The 17,566-nt window shown below is 62.2% G+C and carries 12 protein-coding genes; 5 read left to right on the top strand and 7 right to left on the bottom strand.

Features of this window, described 5'->3' with window-relative positions; translation table 11 throughout:
- Positions 1–3: 3 nt before the first annotated feature.
- The 5 genes from ABC729_RS22860 to ABC729_RS22840 form a co-directional block, all read right to left on the bottom strand.
- A complete protein-coding gene (locus ABC729_RS22860; RefSeq protein ID WP_495609917.1) occupies positions 4–396 on the bottom strand; it encodes a response regulator in 393 nt (130 codons plus the stop codon).
- On the bottom strand, positions 393–3,920 hold the full coding sequence (locus ABC729_RS22855; protein WP_495609916.1) for a PAS domain S-box protein: 3,528 nt from the start codon (positions 3,918–3,920) through the stop codon (positions 393–395). Before ABC729_RS22855 ends, ABC729_RS22860 begins: the two co-directional genes overlap by 4 nt.
- A 152-nt stretch (positions 3,921–4,072) precedes the next feature.
- Positions 4,073–4,264: a hypothetical protein gene (locus ABC729_RS22850; protein WP_495609915.1), complete on the bottom strand. Its 192-nt coding sequence runs from the start codon at positions 4,262–4,264 to the stop codon at positions 4,073–4,075.
- Between the two features lie 100 nt (positions 4,265–4,364).
- Entirely contained in the window at positions 4,365–4,862 is a 498-nt protein-coding gene (locus tag ABC729_RS22845; protein ID WP_495609914.1) for a hypothetical protein, read from the bottom strand.
- 871 nt (positions 4,863–5,733) lie between these two features.
- A complete protein-coding gene (locus tag ABC729_RS22840; RefSeq protein ID WP_495609913.1) occupies positions 5,734–6,534 on the bottom strand; it encodes a YjbF family lipoprotein in 801 nt (266 codons plus the stop codon).
- Here ABC729_RS22840 and ABC729_RS22835 point away from each other — a divergent pair.
- The 5 genes from ABC729_RS22835 (at position 6,533) to ABC729_RS22815 (ending at position 15,109) form a co-directional block, all read left to right on the top strand.
- Positions 6,533–9,397 carry an SLBB domain-containing protein gene (locus tag ABC729_RS22835; RefSeq protein WP_495609912.1) on the top strand — a complete coding sequence of 955 codons (2,865 nt, stop codon included), beginning with the start codon at positions 6,533–6,535 and terminating at the stop codon, positions 9,395–9,397. The genes ABC729_RS22840 and ABC729_RS22835 overlap by 2 nt on opposite strands.
- 18 nt (positions 9,398–9,415) lie before the next feature.
- The gene (locus ABC729_RS22830; protein ID WP_495610183.1) at positions 9,416–11,926 is read left to right on the top strand and encodes a YjbH domain-containing protein; all 2,511 of its coding nucleotides are present in this window, start codon (positions 9,416–9,418) and stop codon (positions 11,924–11,926) included.
- A gap of 38 nt (positions 11,927–11,964) precedes the next feature.
- Entirely contained in the window at positions 11,965–12,864 is a 900-nt protein-coding gene (locus ABC729_RS22825) for a hypothetical protein (RefSeq protein ID WP_495609911.1), read from the top strand.
- 86 nt (positions 12,865–12,950) lie between these two features.
- Positions 12,951–13,769 (top strand): hypothetical protein, encoded by an 819-nt coding sequence (locus tag ABC729_RS22820; RefSeq protein ID WP_495609910.1) that lies wholly within the window; start codon positions 12,951–12,953, stop codon positions 13,767–13,769.
- Positions 13,766–15,109: a hypothetical protein gene (locus tag ABC729_RS22815; protein WP_495609909.1), complete on the top strand. Its 1,344-nt coding sequence runs from the start codon at positions 13,766–13,768 to the stop codon at positions 15,107–15,109. The genes ABC729_RS22820 and ABC729_RS22815 overlap by 4 nt, the downstream gene beginning before the upstream one ends.
- Here the strand turns inward: ABC729_RS22815 and ABC729_RS22810 are convergent, their stop codons facing one another.
- The gene (locus ABC729_RS22810) at positions 15,110–16,060 is read right to left on the bottom strand and encodes a glycosyltransferase family 2 protein (RefSeq protein ID WP_495609908.1); all 951 of its coding nucleotides are present in this window, start codon (positions 16,058–16,060) and stop codon (positions 15,110–15,112) included.
- 23 nt (positions 16,061–16,083) lie between these two features.
- Entirely contained in the window at positions 16,084–17,535 is a 1,452-nt protein-coding gene (locus ABC729_RS22805) for a flippase (RefSeq protein ID WP_495609907.1), read from the bottom strand.
- Between the last annotated feature and the right edge of the window lie 31 nt (positions 17,536–17,566).

Raw genomic sequence — 17,566 nt, 5'->3', positions numbered from 1 at the left:
GGGTCAGCCACCGTGAAACCGTTCCCAGATGGCGCGGACCTGTCCGGCCAGCCCCATGGGTTCGAACGGCTTGGCGATGACATCCACGACGCCAAGCGCGCGGAATGCCTCCACCTCGCGCGGTTGCACCTTGGCCGTAATGAAGACCACGGGGATGTCACAGGTTTCCGGGTCTTCCTGCAGGGCGCGCAAGGTCGCTGGTCCGTCCATCACCGGCATCATCACATCCAGCATGATCAGGTGCGGCCTGAAGCTCTTGGCCAGATCAACCGCCTTGGTGCCGCTGTCGCAGAGTTGCACCGTGAATTTGCCGATACGGGTCAGTGCCAGATTGGTGACAGTCCGCAGCATCTCCTCATCTTCGACATAGAGGATGCGTTCAAGCACGGGGATCATTGACGGTGCTCCACGGATGCTGACATTGCGCCGGTTTCCTGATCGGGGGCCATCCTATGTATCAGGCGGCGGATGGTGTCCACCAGTTCCTCATTGCGGGCCCGGGACTTGACCAGGGTGGCCTCCACCTGTCGCATCTTCACGGGTCCGGCGTCCGCGCCGGTGAAAACGACGATGGGGGCGGGCAGGCCGTGGCGGTCGCGCAGATGAGGGATCACATCCAGACCACAGCCATCCGGCATGTCGATATCAATCAGGCCGATATCGAAGGGGCCCGACGTCGCCGCGTCCCGAGCCTCCGCCAGTGTGGATGCGGCCATGATCTCTGCGTGCCCGGACAGGAGATGGCGGATCACGGCGCGGATATCCTCATCATCCTCAACATGCAGCAGACGCGGCCTATCGTCGGCACTGGCCTTTACCGCCCGGTGCAGGCCGGCAATCAGCCGTTCCTCATCAATGGGTTTGGCCAGCCAGTCGATGACGCCCACGGCCTCTCCCTCGATGGCATCACGTTCCCCGTCGCCGCTGGCCGTCACCACGATGACCGGCAGGTCGCGCGTTTCCGGCTGGGCCCGAATGGCGCGGAACAGGCTGGCCCCCGGCAGGTCGGGCAACATCAGGTCCAGGGTCATGGCCCGGAACTGCCGGCGGGCCAGCAGGGACATGGCTTCTCCCGCCGTTGCCGCCACGGTCGGCATAAAGCCGGCCTGTGACAGCATCAGCGACAGAAGCCGGGCAATCACGGGATCATCCTCGCAGATCAGGATGTCGGCAGCCTCACTCGCCTGCTCGACGGGTTGTGGCAGAGGGCAGGCGTCACGAACCACCGGCAGGTCGATATGGAAGCGCGTGCCGTTGCCGGGCGTGCTGTCGAAGCCGATGCGCCCGCCTTGACGTTCCACGATCTCGCGCGTGATGGCGAGACCCAGTCCCGTACCGCCCTTGGCCCGGCTGTCGGACCCGTCGGCCTGGGCGAAGCGCTGGAATATCCGGGGTCTGAAAGCCTCGTCGATGCCGATGCCCTGGTCCGCGACGGTGGCCCTGACCAGACCGTCGGGGCGTTCCTCCAGCGAGATTGTCACGCTGCTGCCGGGTGGGGAGAATTTGACAGCGTTGGAGATCAGGTTGGCGAAGGCCTGTGCCAGCCGGTCGGCATCGGCCATCACGGACAGGTTCAGCCTTGTTTCGGGTGTCAGCCCTGTCCCTGGGCAGAGTTTCACACCCGTCCGCTCTGCCAGGGACGCGTGATCGCGCAGCGCATCGTCCAGCAGGGAAGGAAGCGACCGTGGCTCCATGTCGAAACGCATCTTGCCCGAGGCGATCTTCTCTATGTCCAGCAAGTCGTTGATCAGCCGGATCAGGCGTTCGGTGCTTTCCTGTGCGATATCAGTCAGTTGCCTCGCCTCGCCGGGCAGGATCCCGAACATCTCGGAATTGATCATGCCCAATGAGGCGCGGATGGCGGTCAGCGGTGTGCGCAGCTCGTGGCTGACGGTGGAAATGAACTCCGACTTCAGACGGTCCATCTCCTTCAGGTGCGAGATGTCGTTGGCCACGCCCAGGAAGCCCGTCAATTGCCCCTGTCCGTCGCGGATGGCGGTCACGGACAGCAGCACCGGGAACCGTCGCCCGTCGCGGGCGATATAGGTCCATTCGCGCTGGTCGCGCTTGCCCTGTCTGGCGCGATGCACGAAGACTTCGAACGGATCGGCTGGCGGGTGCCCCAGGCTGGCCGCCAGCTTGGTCATCGCCTGTGCGACTTCCGTTTTGTCGTGGAAAAGCTTGGGTGTCTGTTTGCCGACTATCTCCGTTGCGGCATAGCCCAGCATTCGCTCCGCCCCGCGGTTGAAGGCCGCGATCACCCCGTTGGGTTCGGTGACAATGATGGCGTTGTCGGCACTGTCGACGATGGCCTGCAGCTCGCTGGTCAGGCGGCGCATCTCATCCTCGGCCTGCTTGCGGGCCGTGATCACCTCGGTGAACATCACAATGCCGCCAACGCTGCCGTCAATGTCGTACCAGGGGTGGATTTCCCAGCGCAGCCATACAACGGAGCCATCGGCGCGCTGGAACTGGTCCTCTGCGGCGCTGGCATGGTCGCCGGCCAGGCATTTTTCATGGATGGTGCGCCACCGCCCCTCAATCTCGGGGAATATCTCGTAATGCGAACGGCCGATCAGGTCCCTTTCGGCCAGATCGTAATCAGTCAGCCAGCGCCGGCTGACCGCGACATAGCGCATCCTGGTGTCCAGCATGGCGATGGCGGCCGGGGCATGCCGGATGAACAGATCCAGAAGATGCTCGCGCCGGCGCAAGGCATCGGCCAGCGAGTGTCCGGCCAGATGCACCGCGCGGAAGGCGCTTGCGGCGCGTGACAGGTCTCCTACCTCATCCGGGCGGGAAATGTCAGGCATGACCACATCGGTTTCACCCCGTGCGATCTGCTCGAACACTTCAGTAAGCTGCGCCAGCGGGCGCAGCACCCGCCATTGCACCAGCGCCAGTGCCATGGCGCCGATGATCAGGGTGGCGATGCCCAGCAGAACCCCCCAGGTCAGGCTGACCAGGGCATGTGCTGACAGGCGGCGGGACTGTCCCTCGGTGACGGTTTTTGACGCGGCCAGCACCGCCTCCACCGCGTCAATGCCTGTCGTGGCCATGCTGAACCAGTCGGCGGCCATCACCGGGTCGGTCTGGCTGGCACGGGCGATGTCCATGGCCCGCCGGCGGAAGGGTTCGATCCGGTTCGACATCAGGCTGTCGGCCGCCGAAGTGGCGATGCGCACACTTTCCATGCCGACATCGCTTTGCGCTGCCAGCTGCCGCACATTCTCCCAGGCCAGGGTGAACCGCGTTTCGGATTCGGCCAGCCTTTCGACATCGTTCGGCCCCGCCCCGCGCAGCAGGGTCGCCGACAGCTGGGCTCGCAGCCGCCCGGCCTGTTCCGCCGCAATCCACGCGGATTGGCGTAAGGGGGCATGGGCGGCAATGATCGGGTCGATAATGGGGGACCGATCCGCCAGCATCTGATGCGACAGGCGGGCCTGGTCGATAAGGCCCGTCATGATCCCGAACCAGCGTTCCTCCAGCCCATCGGGGCGGGAACGCCCGGAAAGCTGCAAGGCCGTGTCCAGTTCGCGGCGAAGTTCTACAAGCGTGTTTCGCGCCTGCCGAAGCGTGGCCAGCAGTTCTTCCGCCCCGTTTGGCGCTTGATCGCGATGGGAAAGGTGCAGGAGCAGCTGGTCCAGTTGGCTGTCGGTGCGGGCGCGGACCGTGTTCAGGGGCACCAGTTTCGCTTGGGCGGCCGGTTCCGCCTCGGCCAGTAACACAAAGCTTGTGCCCCGTTCCAGCGCCCAACCCAGGGCCAATTCCACCAGCATGCCGCGTGCCTGATCCGCCGCCAGGTAACGGTCGGCCGCGCGCTTGTCATTCCAGTCGCGGGACAGCCCCAGCATGGCCAGCGCCACCAGGGCGGTGGCCATCACCACGATCAGCAGGGGAATAAGCAGGCGCAGGCGCATAGGCTGTCGGTCCGCTCAGCTTGTCAGGGACGTGCAGCGACGGGATGGATCTTCACCTTCCATGCAGCGACGATGACGTAATCAAGCCGTGCAAGCCAGCCTGACAGTAGCGCCCTATCCTAAAGCTTATAATGCGGTCGGCCCGGTCCGCCTTATTCCAGATAGCCGTCGACTTCCGCTGCGGCGCGCTCCAACGGCCAGTTCAGCCGCTCGATGATTTCGTCGATTGCATCTTCCGGGGACAGAGAGCCGCGACCAAGCCGCTCCAGAACGGCGTCGAGAATCGACTCTTCCTTGGGGCTGGGGCGACCATAGGGCTTCAGGATATCGAGGATGCTGCTCATTGCGTGGCTGTTTTCCATTGGTGGCCGCACTCGTGGACGGTGAGGCGGCAGATGGCGTGGAGGATACACATGCGTCCGCACAGTTGGCTAGCGCCCTGGATCAGCCATGCCCGAAATCAATCAGGTCGGGCGTATCGTTCACAAGACGCTGCGCCATCTCTTCCACCCGTATCAGCAAGGACGGTTCCAGCCCCTCCAGGATCTCGGTGTCATCCTTCATTTCAGAAAGTTGTTTCACCCATCGCTCAAGCACGAATCGCGTGCCAATGGGCATGTGCGCGATGTTCGCTGCCATTTTCTCCAGGCGCGGTGCGACGGCGCTTAGATGCAGTTGCCACAGTGCCACGGTCAATTGCCGCAGCTGGCGCTGGACCTGAAGGCGCCGTTCCTCGTCCAGTGATCCGGTGTTTGACCGCATGACGGAAGTGAAGGCGGCTACCGCTTCGAAGGCTGGCCCCAGTTCCTTGAACTGGCGCAAGGCGATGGTCACGTCGGGCGGCATGGGCATGCCGGCGCACCGATTCTGAAGTCGGGCCAGATCTTCCTGCAGCAAACCCAACTGCAATTGAATGGTCCGTTCTGCTGTCTTGCGCTGCATTCGAATTGTACCTCCACCAAAAGGTATAAACCGAATCGCTGGTCTGCGAAGCCGGAAATGCATTTTCCCATCCACGCAGGTCCTCGAATATTGGCTCTCATTCCATTGACGCTTCTATATCCATTCGCCGTTGCGGTACCGCAACACTCGCCATTTTGCCGTAGGCCGCTTTCACGCGCCCTATGCAGTACGGATGGGCAGGCGCATTGCGCTACTGACGCAGTTGCGTCATAAATTATTGATATTCCACAGCTATAACGTGGTTGTGCATCGCTGGCCCGCTGACGCTGCACGATCTGTCGCGGCAGGAAACGCTTGATGCAGATTGGCATGGTGGTATTTTGACCTCAGCCACGCACAAGAAGCCTCTCGCAACGCGAAAAAGAAGTGGTATAAGGCACATCGGTCCAACCTCTGGGGAATTTACCAATGAAAAAGGAACTCCTGGCTCTGACGCTCGCCATCGCACTGGGCGCCGCTCCGGGCATTGCCTCTGCGCAGAGCACCTCCGGCGCCGCGCCGGCGGCTGCTTCGACCGCTACCGGTTCCGCCGCTGGTGCTGGCGCCTCGGGCGTCGCCCTGGGTTCGTTGGGCACTGTTGCCGTTGTTGGCGCCGTCGCCGTTGCTGGCGTTGTGGCTGCCGCTTCGGGTGGCGGTGATGAAGAGCAGCCGGGTCCTGGCCCGGGTCCGGGCCCAGGTACCCAGACCACGCCAACCGGGACAAGCACCAGCACCCGTACGGCGACGTCGACCCGCTAATCGGGTCCGTACCAGCAGGCTGTGGGCTTTTAGAACTGGACCCTCGGAACATTTCGGGGGTCCTTTTCTTGTTTATAAGCCGGCTTGGATGAAAACTGGTGAATGCCGGCCCTCAGGCGGCGGGCTTCACGATCTCGATATTCACCGCTTCGGTGCGGTCATGAATGTGCTGACGGCTTTTCCAGCAGAAGCCGGTCGATGGCTCAACCCAGTAATCGTTGCTGAACGGCTTCATCCCCGCCATCACGACATCTTCACGCAGATGCATCAGTGTGAAGTCGCGTTCCAGGATGGTGATTTTTTCAGTTCCGGCGTCGCTGAACCGGCCCTTCACCGGAATATCGAACAAGCCGGCGGCCTGAATATCGACATGCCGCACAAAATCCTTGCCAATCAGGCTGCGCAGGTCAGGGACATTGTCACCCGTAAGAATCGTGCGTGACACGTCACCGGGTAGCCCGACAGTCTGCACAAGGAACGGCCCGCGCGTCACCAGCACCTGTCTCGTCTGACTATAATAATAAAGTGCCCCATTTCTGCCGATTTCACCCAGCACCATGAAAGCCTGACTGCTGTCTTCCAACCAGGCCAGGATTGAGGCGTAGGGCAGGGCATCGGCCTGCGTGCGCGTCACTGGTGCCTTGCCGCCAAAGCCCCCCACCGCCGCCACAGTTGCCCAGTACGGAGATTCAGTGTTACCCAGGTCTCCGCAAGCCGTCAGACCGATTGCCGGCAGCACGGTGGTGGCGACCATGCCAAGGCATTGACGACGGTTGAGCAGCGTCTTGTGGCCTTTGGGATCGCTTTTGGGAAGTGTCATGGAGAACTCGATGCGTCGTGTATACAAGGGCGCCGTCAGCGGGCGGCACCTGCGGTTCGGTCTAGCATGTGCTGCCGTGGTTGTCAGTGCCATGATGCCGGCCGGCGCCCAGACCATCGAATTGTCCGACGGGGCCATCGATCTTCGCAGCCTGCAGGGCCAGCTCGGCCAGCGAGGGAACACGCAGCAGGACGCCACAAGCCAGTTGGACCGGGCCAGGGCTGGCCGCGGAGTTGACGGCTATCTCAACATGCCATCCGGCCAGCCGCAGTTTGATGCGCGTGACCCGCGTGATCCTGCCTTCACCGACGAGGCGGAACGTCGCCAACCCTCACCGCTGGAGCGGCAATATAGCCAGCGCGGGGGCAAGCGGCTGGAGCAGTTTGGTTACGATCTGCGCAATGAACGCCGCCAGACCACGAACAATTTGCTGAACGGCGCAGTGCCAGACGATTACATTCTGGGCATCGGTGACGAACTGGTTGTGACGCTGCGGGGCCAGGTCAACAGCACGACCAGTGTGCGTGTCGACCGCGAAGGCCGTATCGTGCTGCCCAACATGGTTCCGGTGGCCGCCGCCGGTCGGCGTTTCGGGGAGTTCCGCGACGAATTGACCGCGCAGGCGCAGACGGCCTTCATCCAGACGAATGTTTTCGTCTCTGTCGGTTCGGTGCGTTCCATCGGCGTTCTGGTCACGGGTGAGGTTCGTGCCCCCGGTCGTTACACGCTCACCAGCTTCTCCAGCCTTGTCGATGCTTTGTCGTTGGCTGATGGCATCCAGAAATCGGGTTCGCTGCGGTCGCTGAAGATTCTGCGCGGCAGCCAGACTTTGTCGGTCGATCTTTACGAGGTGCTGCTGGGCAGCCGCACGATGAATGACCTTCGGCTTCAGGATGGCGACCAGATCGTGGTTCCCGCCATCGGTGAAACCGTGGCGATCCAGGGTGACGTGGTTCGTCCAGGTATTTATGAACTGAAGGCCGACCAGGCGGGGTTGTCATCTGTGCTGGATTTGGCGGGCGGCGCGCAGCGTGCGCGCGGCAACCGTATCGACATTCTTCGCTTGGACAAATCTGGCCGTAATCAGGTGCTTCGCGACGCTGGCGGCGGCGCTAAGGTTCTCGCCGGGGACATCGTCACCGTTGAGCTACCCCGTGATGCCTTCGCTCTCGAAGGTGCGGCAGAGATGCCGGGCAGCCGTGGTCTGGCACAGGCCAAGACCCTGCGCGATGTCATCGGCGAACCCTATGTCCTGTCGGCGAACCCCTACTTGCCATTGGCTGTCATCGATACAGAGGATCCTGTCACGCGGCAGCGTCGCTATGTGCCGGTTGATCTGCAGCGCGTCATGGATGGGTCCATGAATGTGTCGCTGCGGGAGCGCGACCGGGTCATCGTGCTCAGTCAGGCAGATGTTCGCTACCTGGGATCGGCTGACGTCCAGGCGGTGCTGCGTGGCGAGCAGCCGCCCAGCGTGAAGCTGGCCGTGGATCGGACGATCAACGGTGAGAAGCTGGCCATGGCGGGCGCCACCTCCTTACCGCCGGACGACGCGAGCAGCCGCCAGACCGGCCCGCAGAGCCAGTCGCGCACTAACCCGGCGCGGTCAGCCGGCACGGGCTACGATGCCTATGAGGCCTATCAGCAGGACCGCGACCGTCAGTTGCTGACCCCCCGCGATGATTTCCAGGATGGGCGTGAAAGCGACGGCACTGGCCGACCACGTCGTCTGATTGGCACCTATCAGGACCCGACCAATCCGGCCGGGGTTCGCCTTGTCGAGTCCGACGTAGAGTGTGGCGGGCTTCAGACCTTGGCTTCTCTGGCATCAGAAGGTTTGCAGCAGCGTTATGCCGTGGCGATGCGTACCGGCTCGCGCCAGCTCGCGGATACATCCGTGATTGATATCCGCTCCTGCCCGCGTATCTTCCATCGCCATCCCGATCTGCTGCCCTTCCTTCTCGAGTACGCGATCTCGATTGAAGGGGAGGTCCGATTCCCCGGTGTTTACCCGGTTGTGCCGGGTGCCAAGGCGGATACTGTGATGAAGGCCGTTGGTGGCGTCACACTGGACGCGGATTCTGATGCTGTGGAAATGACCAGTGTCCAGGGTGAGCGCACCGACAATATGAGCTTGCGTCAGCTTAATCAGGCCACGCTCAACCCAGGTGATGTGGTTCGCATTGCCGCCCGCGTGGCAAAGCGTGAGGTTGGCGTCGTCAAGGTGTCAGGTGAGGTGCTACGCCCAGGCCGCTATGACATTAAGCGCGGGGAGCGCCTGTCCGATCTGCTGCGCCGCGTCGATGGCCTGACGCCGGAGGCCTATCCCTACGGTGCTGTCTTTACGCGGGAGCGTGTGCGCGAAGCGGAGGAGGCGGGCTTCCGCCGTGCGGCACTTGAGCTGGAACAGTCCATCCCCAGCGTGATGGCCAGTGCGTCGGGCCAGGAGGCTGAGCAGGCCCGCCAGGCTCTCCCCTTCCTGCAGAGCCTGATCGCCAGCTTGAAAGCCACGAAGGCTGTTGGTCGTGTGGTGGTGGAGGTTGATCCCACCGTGCTGGCTGCCCGTCCCGAACTTGATTTCGTGCTGGAGCCGGGCGATGAGTTGATCATCCCCAAGCGCCCGTCGCATGTGACGGTCTCTGGCGAGGTTCTGAATGCCGGATCCGTGATGTTCAAGAGTGGCAAGGCGGCCCGCGATTACATCAAGATGGCCGGCGGTGTCACCTCGTCTGCGGAAGAGTCCGACGCGTTCGTGATCTATCCCAACGGCGAATCCGAACCACTGAGCCTGGGTCGCTTCAGCGACGGCAGTGTCCCGATCCCGCCGGGCTCCACTATCGTGGTGCCACGTGATCCGCAGCCGTTCAACTTCCTGACCATGACCCGCACGGTCGTGGGTCTGTTGAGCGATTTGGCTCTGTCGGCGGCGTCGCTGGCCGTGATTTCCCGGAACTGAGGCGGATAGATCGTGACCATGTTCCGTTTCGGCAGGACGGCAACCGCCGCCATCGCGCTTCTGGCGATGGCGGCTCCGGTTGCCGCCCAGGAGAACAACCCCTTCCTGCCGTGGCGGCCGCCGGAGACGGTGAACGATTTCGGTGGCACCGGCCTGATACAGACCCCGGTTGCCCGCGCGGCCCCAGATGGGCAGGCCTATGCCGGCTTTACCTATGTCTGGCCTTATTCACGTTACTTCATCACGGTCCAGGGCCTGCCCTGGCTGGAAGCAACACTGCGCTATACCAGCGTCGCCAACCGCTTCTACGGGCCTGAGGAATTCTCGGGTGACCAGTCCTATAAGGACCGTGGCATCGACGTGAAGCTGCGTTTGGTCGAAGGCGATGCGACCTGGCCGAACGTTGCCGTGGGTTTGCGGGATATCGCCGGTACAGGTCTTTTCGGTTCCGAATATATCGTTGCAGACCAAAGCTTCGGTGACTTTGACGTATCGCTTGGTATGGGCTGGGGCAATATGGGCACCCAGAATCATTTCGGGAACCCGTTGGGCCTGATCTCCAAGAAGTTCAAGCAGCGTCCAACCGGCTTCACAGCGGGTGGTGGTGCTTTGTCCACGGACTTTTTCCGCGGCCCGGTTGCTCTTTTTGGCGGCGTTGCATGGCAAACGCCGGTGGAAGGGCTGCGGCTGAAGCTGGAATATGATCCGAACGACTATCAGAGTGAGCCGCTGGACAATGATCTGAAACAGTCCGTGCCTCTGAATGTCGGCTTCGATTACAAGCCCTGGGACTGGCTTCAGGTTGGTGCTGCGTTGGAACGTGGCAATAGAGCCATGCTTCGTTTCGCAACGACAACAAATTTTCATCAAGCTAAAGGCCCCGGTAAGATCGATGCGCCGCCGCCGCCTCTGATCCCGTCTGCGTCTGCTGTGTCGATGACGGGAGCGGCCCCGACGGCCCCGTCATTGCCTGCCCAGCCCACTGATGACGTGCGTACCGGTCTTGGACGACAGGCGGCGCTGGACGGTCTGTCGCTTCAACATTTCACCCGGATAACGGGCGAGATCCATATCACGGTCACCGGCGCCCCGATCCGCGACGGTGCCACCGTTTCCTATGATCTGGCCCGTCGGGCGGCGGAATTGGCGCCTGATTTCAATGGCCGCATCAAGGTGACAAGGGTGGAATACAACCTGCCCTGGATGGTCACCAGCTTTGAGGCGGAGAGCCTGCGCAAGGATGCCGGCCTTCGCGTCAGCAGTCCGGCCCCGGTGCCGGCGCTCTACGCCGTACCTGCCGTTACCGGTCAGGCGCCGGATGAGACGGTGCGGAAGGAACTGTTGACGCAGTTGCAGAAGCAGGGCTTCTTCCTGTCTGCGGCGGATTACAAAGCTCCGAAGGTCACCTTGTTCCTGGGTAACGGTCGTTATCGGCAGATACCCAAGGCCATCGGCCGTGCTGCCCGCACCGCCGCCGCCGTGCTGCCGCCGGAATATCAGGAGATCGAGATCATCTTTGTGGATAACGGCATCGAGATGCTGTCCGCCACAATGTTCCGTGCCGATCTGGAACGCGCCCTGTCTCCCTATGGCGGGTCTATCGAGGAAGCCTGGATGCGGACCCGGATTGAGCGCCCATCGGCCAAGGCCGAGGATGCCAGCCATCCCGAGGAGACGAGCTATCCGGGCGTCGGCTGGAACATTCGGCCTGCGTTGCGGCAGACGTTGGGCCGCCCGGAAAGCTTTATCCTGTATCAGGCCTGGGTGCGTCTGAATGGTACGCTGGTCCTGGCGCCTGGGCTGAATGTGGCCGGTGGTCTGGGCATTGATGTTTCGAATAATTTCGACAAGATGCGTGTCCCGTCGGACAGCCTGCTGCCGCATGTCCGATCGGACATCAAGGAGTACCTGCAGCAGGGTACGACGGCCATGACCTACCTGCAGGCAGACTATACGACCCGTATCGCGACCGACACCTATGCCCGTGTCTACGGCGGCTATCTGGAAGAGATGTTCGGCGGTGTCGGCAGCGAGGTCATGTACAAGCCGTTTGGCAGTGAATGGGCCATCGGGCTGGACGTGGCTTGGGCCAAGCAACGCGACTATGACCAGTGGTTCAAATTCCGCCCCTATGATGTCGTGACCGGTCACCTGACCGGCTACTATCATTACGAGCCGCTGGGCGTTGACATGAATGTGAAGGTCGGTCGCTATCTCGCGGGTGACGAGGGGGCGACCTTTGAAATGTCGCGCACCTTCGACAGCGGGATCACCGTTGGTGCCTTTGCCACCTTCACTAATGTCTCCGCAGAGAAGTTCGGTGAAGGCCGCTTCGACAAGGGCATTTACTTCGTCATCCCCCTGGACAATCTCTATGTGAAATCGACCCGTGGCAGCCTGGGCTGGTTGTGGCGTCCCCTGACCCGTGATGGTGGGCAGACGTTGAGCACCCGCCGGCCGCTGATCGGTCAGGTGAACTCCGCCGACGGCGCCGCCCTGCGGCGCAATTGGAACCTGTTGATGGATTGATGGCGTTGCCTGAAAGCAACCTGGCAAGGATTTGGTAAATGGATTTCACCATCTATGACATTATCCGGTTCTACCGTCGCCGCGCTCGTCTGCTGCTGGTGCTGTTTTTCAGTATTTTCCTGATCACAATCGCTGTCTTCCTGTCCTCTACGAAGCAGTATCAGGCCTCGCTGGAAATGTTGCCGCCTGATACGCGAATGGATGGGTTGAGTGCCGCCACCGGTGGATCACTGGCCCAGGCGCTGATGGGGGGCGGTGCTACGAACCCGGACTTTGCCAATTTCCTGGCCTCTATGGGGTCCATTCAGTTGGCGGAGCGTTTGCTGGAACAGCCGACCATCGCTCAGACCGTTTTCATTGATCGCTGGGATGCTGCGGCCAAGCAGTGGAAGCCGTCTTCATCGCCGGTGGCGCTAATCGGGCGGACATTACGCTTTGTCTTCGGGATGAAGGCAGCAGTGGCACCGACACCGTTCGAGATGCGGGCCTATGTCCTGTCCAGCCTGGATGTCGCGAAGAATTCCGACAATCGCTCCACGCGGCTGTCTTTCCGCCATTACGACCCGGTCTTCGCTCGCTTGTTCCTGTCACAGGTGATCCGCGAGCAGGATGAGATCCTGCGTAAGCAGAAGCTGTCGGTCTATGAGAAGGAGAATGCGGCGCTGCGCGAGCGGTTCACGGGCGAGCAGAGCCGTGGCGTTCAGGAATATATGATCCGCTGGATTTCCGAGAATGAAAGCAAGATCGTAAAGGCGGAGAGCGCTGAGTATTTCTCCTTCCAGGTGCTGGACCCGATCAGCGTGACAGCGGAACCCGTGAGCCCGCAGCCGCTTCTGTCCGTGGTGATCAGCTTTATCACGGCCCTGCTGGGCAGTCTGTTCATTCTCGCTGTCGTCGGCTTCGTCCGGCTGGTAACGCGCAGCCCGGCCGCCCCATGAGCAACGGGGCGCTTAGCCCGCTGGGCCCCCGTATCGGCTTCATCGTCCCGGCGGTGGAGGGGGAGGGGGCGTTGCTTGCGGATTGCGTGGCCAATTTGCTGCGGCAGGCGGACCTTCTGCCTGACCTGTCGGTTCAGATTGCCGTCTGCTGGCAAAGTGCCGACGGCGCCGTTCCGGCTTTGCCCGACGATCCTCGCCTCGTGCTGTTGTCGTTGGGCCGTGTCGGGGCATCAGCGGCACGCAATCGGGGACTGGATACATTGAGCGACAGCGTCGACGCGTTGATGTTCGTGGACGTTTCCGTGCGCCCGGATGCAGGATTTCTGGCCGCGGCCTGGAGCGGCCTTCGTGATGCCCCCATGATCAGCGCGCCAATTTGTTTCGAAGCCGATCCGATATCCAGCGGGGCCGATGGCCTTCGAATGGTCCCTGCTGGTTTCGTCGTTTTCAGAGGCTTTATCTGGTCCAGCCTTTTTCGGAGCGCGATATTGGCCGCGCACCGGTTCGACGAAACGATCGGTCCGGGGACGTCCTCTCCGCACCAGTCGGGCGAGGATGCCCGCCTGCTGCACCGTATCGTGACGGCTCTCGGGCTTGCGCAGATACCGTATCTGCCGGGTCGGCCTGTGCGACGCCTGCCGCGCCCTGATCTGGCGCTTAAGGAAAGGCGTTACGCCTTTGGCCAGGGGTATCTGGTCGGGCAGTATCTGCGATATCCGACGCCGGATGGTCGGGCTTATTTCCTGTGGCGGGCCGTTCTGTTTCTGGGGCGCAGCGTCACGATGTTGCTGCACGGACGTCACAGCCGTAGCCTGGGCCGGCACCGTATCGCTGCCTTCTTCGCCGGTCTTGGCGGGCGTGATCCGGCAGCGCCAGTTCTCTCCCAGGCCGGAGGGCCGCGATGACCGCAACGATGGATGCCGTGCGCCGTGCGCCGCAGCGGGTCGAGTGGGATGCGCTGAAGATCGTCTTTGTCTGCGCCGCCGTGGCTCTTAACAGCCTGGCTAAGCTCTCACCCGTAATCTACGCCCCCTTGCTAGGGGCGGCGCTCCTGATCATGGTCGTCGATCTGTTCCGCCGCCCATTGCGGCTTGAGGCGGATGGGGTTGCGGGCGGTGTTCTGCTGTTGGCCTATCTGTTTTTCGCCTTGCAGGCCTTTGCCATGTCGTTGCTGACCATCTCGCCGGTTGGCGCCATGGTGGGCCTGGGACGCTTCCTGTTCGCTGTGCCAATTCTTCTGGCTTTTCTGATCTATGTCCGGGATTTCCAGACATTGGTAGCGGCCGTCGTCGGCATCGCCATCTTCATGGCGATCGGCAACCTTTCTGTGCCGTGGCAGATGATGTTCGGGGAGATGAAATGGCTGGGGTCGGATTATAAACGCGGCGGATTTGACCGCTATGCCAGCGTCCTGGGCAATGTGACGGCCATCGGCATTTCGGCAGGATTTTATTTCGCGATCGTTCTGATCCTGATGCGGCCCGGCCTTTGGAAGATGCTGATGGGTTTGGCCATTGTCGTTGCGGCGATCGCCAGCCTGTCCAAGGCGGCGATCTTCAACCTGGCCATTCCCGTGGTGACCCTGGTCGGGCTGAACTTCTTCCCGAGATTCCGCGTGTTTCACAAGTTCCCGTTCCGGGCCATGGCGGGATTCACCCTGCTGGTCATCGGGGTGGTCAGCATCGCCATCCTGGTCCCCTCCGTCCGGGGCCGCGTGCTGGTCAGTCTGGCCAGTTTCGGCGTCAGCAGCCAGGAAGCGGTGCTGGTTGACGATGTGGATGTTGGCACCTCCTTTCACGAACGGCTGTTTCAGCACCCCGGCAAGGTTTTCTTCAATCTGGACCGTGTCCGGGGGCCGACCGGGCATCTGACAGGGGCCGGGTTTGGCATGTCATCGACAGCGTTGGTTCCGCAGCCGGACGAACTGTCAATCATGGCCCATAACCAGCTGGTGGAATTCTGGGCTTTGGGCGGTGTCTTCTATCTGCTGATTTTCCTGGCGTTTCTGGCGCTGGTCGCCATGCGTCTTCTGTCGCTGGTGGGCTTCTGCTATCGCCATGGGCTCGATCGGCAGCGCCTGTTCTTCACCTGCATGATCGTGGTGATGGTCAGCTACGTGGCCAATCTTCCCTTCGCCAATGGTCTGACCTATCAGCCGACGCAGGCGTTGATTTTCTGGCTGTTCTTCGCGCTGCTGATCCTGCCGCGGACGATCCTGTTGAAAGACCGGCAGGCACTGCCCTGATCACAGGCGCAGCAGAAAACCCGCTCGTTTGCGCGGGTTGAGCGGGCCAAAGCCCAAGCGCAGGGCCTTGATCCGTCGCCCTAGCCAGGATTCGCGGGGCAGCGAGGTGAAATCTGTGAGGAGGTCGAGATCCTTCGCCGATGGGCACTGCCCCACCTGCCGAAGCAGGGCATCAGCCTGGTCGAACCGTTGCTGAAGGAAATGGGCATAGCCAGGGCCGTCTTTGCGGGGACGCAGGCGCGCCAGTAGCCGGTCACGCAGCCGCCAGCGGCTGGCACCGACATCATTGCCGCCATGCTGACGGTAATCGATCAGCGCTTCTTGTATGGCGGCGACATGGCCGGTGAACACACAGCATAGTGCCAGCCACCAGTCATGCATGATGGCCTGATCAGGGATGGGCAGCCCCAGATCGCGGGCAGCGGCGTTGATGCCCATGGCACAGCCCGTAACGACATTCTCCATCAGCAGATGGCACGGGTGCAGACCAGCGCTGACATCCAGTCCCTGGAACGCCCACAGGCTAGGGTGCTGCACCGTCAGATCGGCGTCGACTACACGCAGATCGCAGAAGGCGAGACAGGGATGCTGCGCGCCATGCGGGCTTTCCAGGGTTTGCAGAGCCTCCAGGGTGCGGGCGACCTTTGTCGGGTGCCACCGGTCATCCTGGTCTGAAAACAGCACATAGTCAGCGTCGCTGGCGGCCAGGAGACGCCCGAAATTCTGGCAGGCACCGCCGGCGCGTGTGGGAAAGCTCAGAATATGGACACGCTCATCCCCCAACCGGGCCGCCCAGTCGCGCAGCAGCCGCGGGGTGTCATCGGTCGATCCATCGTCGCTGATCAGGACACGGAACCCTGTGTATGTCTGCGCCTCCAGTGAGGCGAGCAGGGCCGGCAGGTAGCGGGCGCCGTTGTAAGTGGCAAGCAGGATGTCGACTGAACCGGTCATGCCAGAACTCCGCCAGGGGCCGATCAGGATTGAAGCCGACACCGGAGCGCCGTCGTCAACTGCACCGCGACAGCCCGAAGCTGCGGGTCAATGATGAGGCCAAGAGAGCCGGTGATGGCAAAGGCCAAGCCACCCTGCCACAGAACATGCCATCCCCCCACGGTCACACTCTGTTCGATCAACAGGAAGCAACCGGTCAGCACGCTCACGGCTGGCAGAAGCTTAACGACGGCCCCCCCTCTGATGCCGCCGAACCACATCAGCAGCAGGGCATCCGCCGTCACGCGGATGGTCCAGGCCCAGGCAGCACCCAGAGCGCCAAACCGGTCGACCAGCAGCCACAGGATCCCGATGAAGGGCAGCAGTTCCAGCACATGGATGCGGGCGGCAAGATCCGGCCGACCCCGGCCTTGCAGCAGTGACAGGGCGATAAAGGCTAGGCCGTTGATCCAGGCACCGAGAATCAGGACACGGCCAATGGGGGCCGCAGTTTCGGCGAATTCAGGGCTGATCCACAGGCCCAGGAAGGGACCGATCAGGAACAGGCCGGCGGCACAGCAGGCCCCAAAAAGATAGGCCAGTGCCACCGTGGCCCGGGCGGCCAGATCGCGGGCCTGTTCCTCCTCATACCGGGCGAAGCGCGGGAAGACCGCGCGCGACAGGGCGGCGGCGACGATCTGCATGCGCGTGGCCAGATTCATGGGCACGGCGTAATAGGAAATGGCACCGGCGCCTGACTTGGCACCCAACACGAACTGATCGATAGAGCTGAGTATGGGGCTCACGATGTTGGTAACGGTTGCCCAGGCGCCATACTGAAACAGGGAAAGTCCCGCGCCCCGGTCGTACCGGTAGAAACGCAGTCGTTCAGATCTGGCCAGCACGGCGAACAGTAGAAGCAGCGCCAGGAATCGGACACCAAACGCCACAGGCAGGACCATATCCAGGCTGGGCGAGATGAAGGCGGCGGCCAGGGCCGGCACCACCTGACCACTGATCAAGGCGGAGGTCTGGAGAAGATTTGCCGCCAGGAAACGCTCCCGCGCCTCCAGAGCACCGATACCGACACCCGTCAACAGCGCCAGCGGCAGCATGCAGGCGATCCAGGGCAGGCTGGTCTCGACCTCCGTCCAGATCGCGGGCGGCAGACCGAAGACCCGTTCGAACAGGATGCCGGCGCCCAGATAGATCGCGGCACCCCCCACCAATCCCAAGCCGGCATTGAGATAAAGCGCCGACATCAGAACCCGACCACGCTCAATGGCCGGCGCATGGGCCAGCCGGGCCAGGGCATGGGCGGATGCGCGCGACAGGCCGAAATCCAGAAAGCCGAGATAGCCCAGCAGAATCCAGACGACGGAAAGCACCCCGTAGCGCTCGACCCCCATGTGATGGATGTAAATCGGTACCGTCACCAGAGAGGAAACGATCGGCAAGGCCATGCCAACAAGGTTGAAGAAGAAATTCTTCTTCATGCTTCTTTGTTCCACTCGAACGGTCCCCGCT

Source organism: Niveispirillum sp. CC-CTL257 (genome assembly GCF_059489915.1).
Note: the sequence above shows the minus strand (reverse complement) of the source record. Positions and strands in the feature narration are given on the sequence as shown.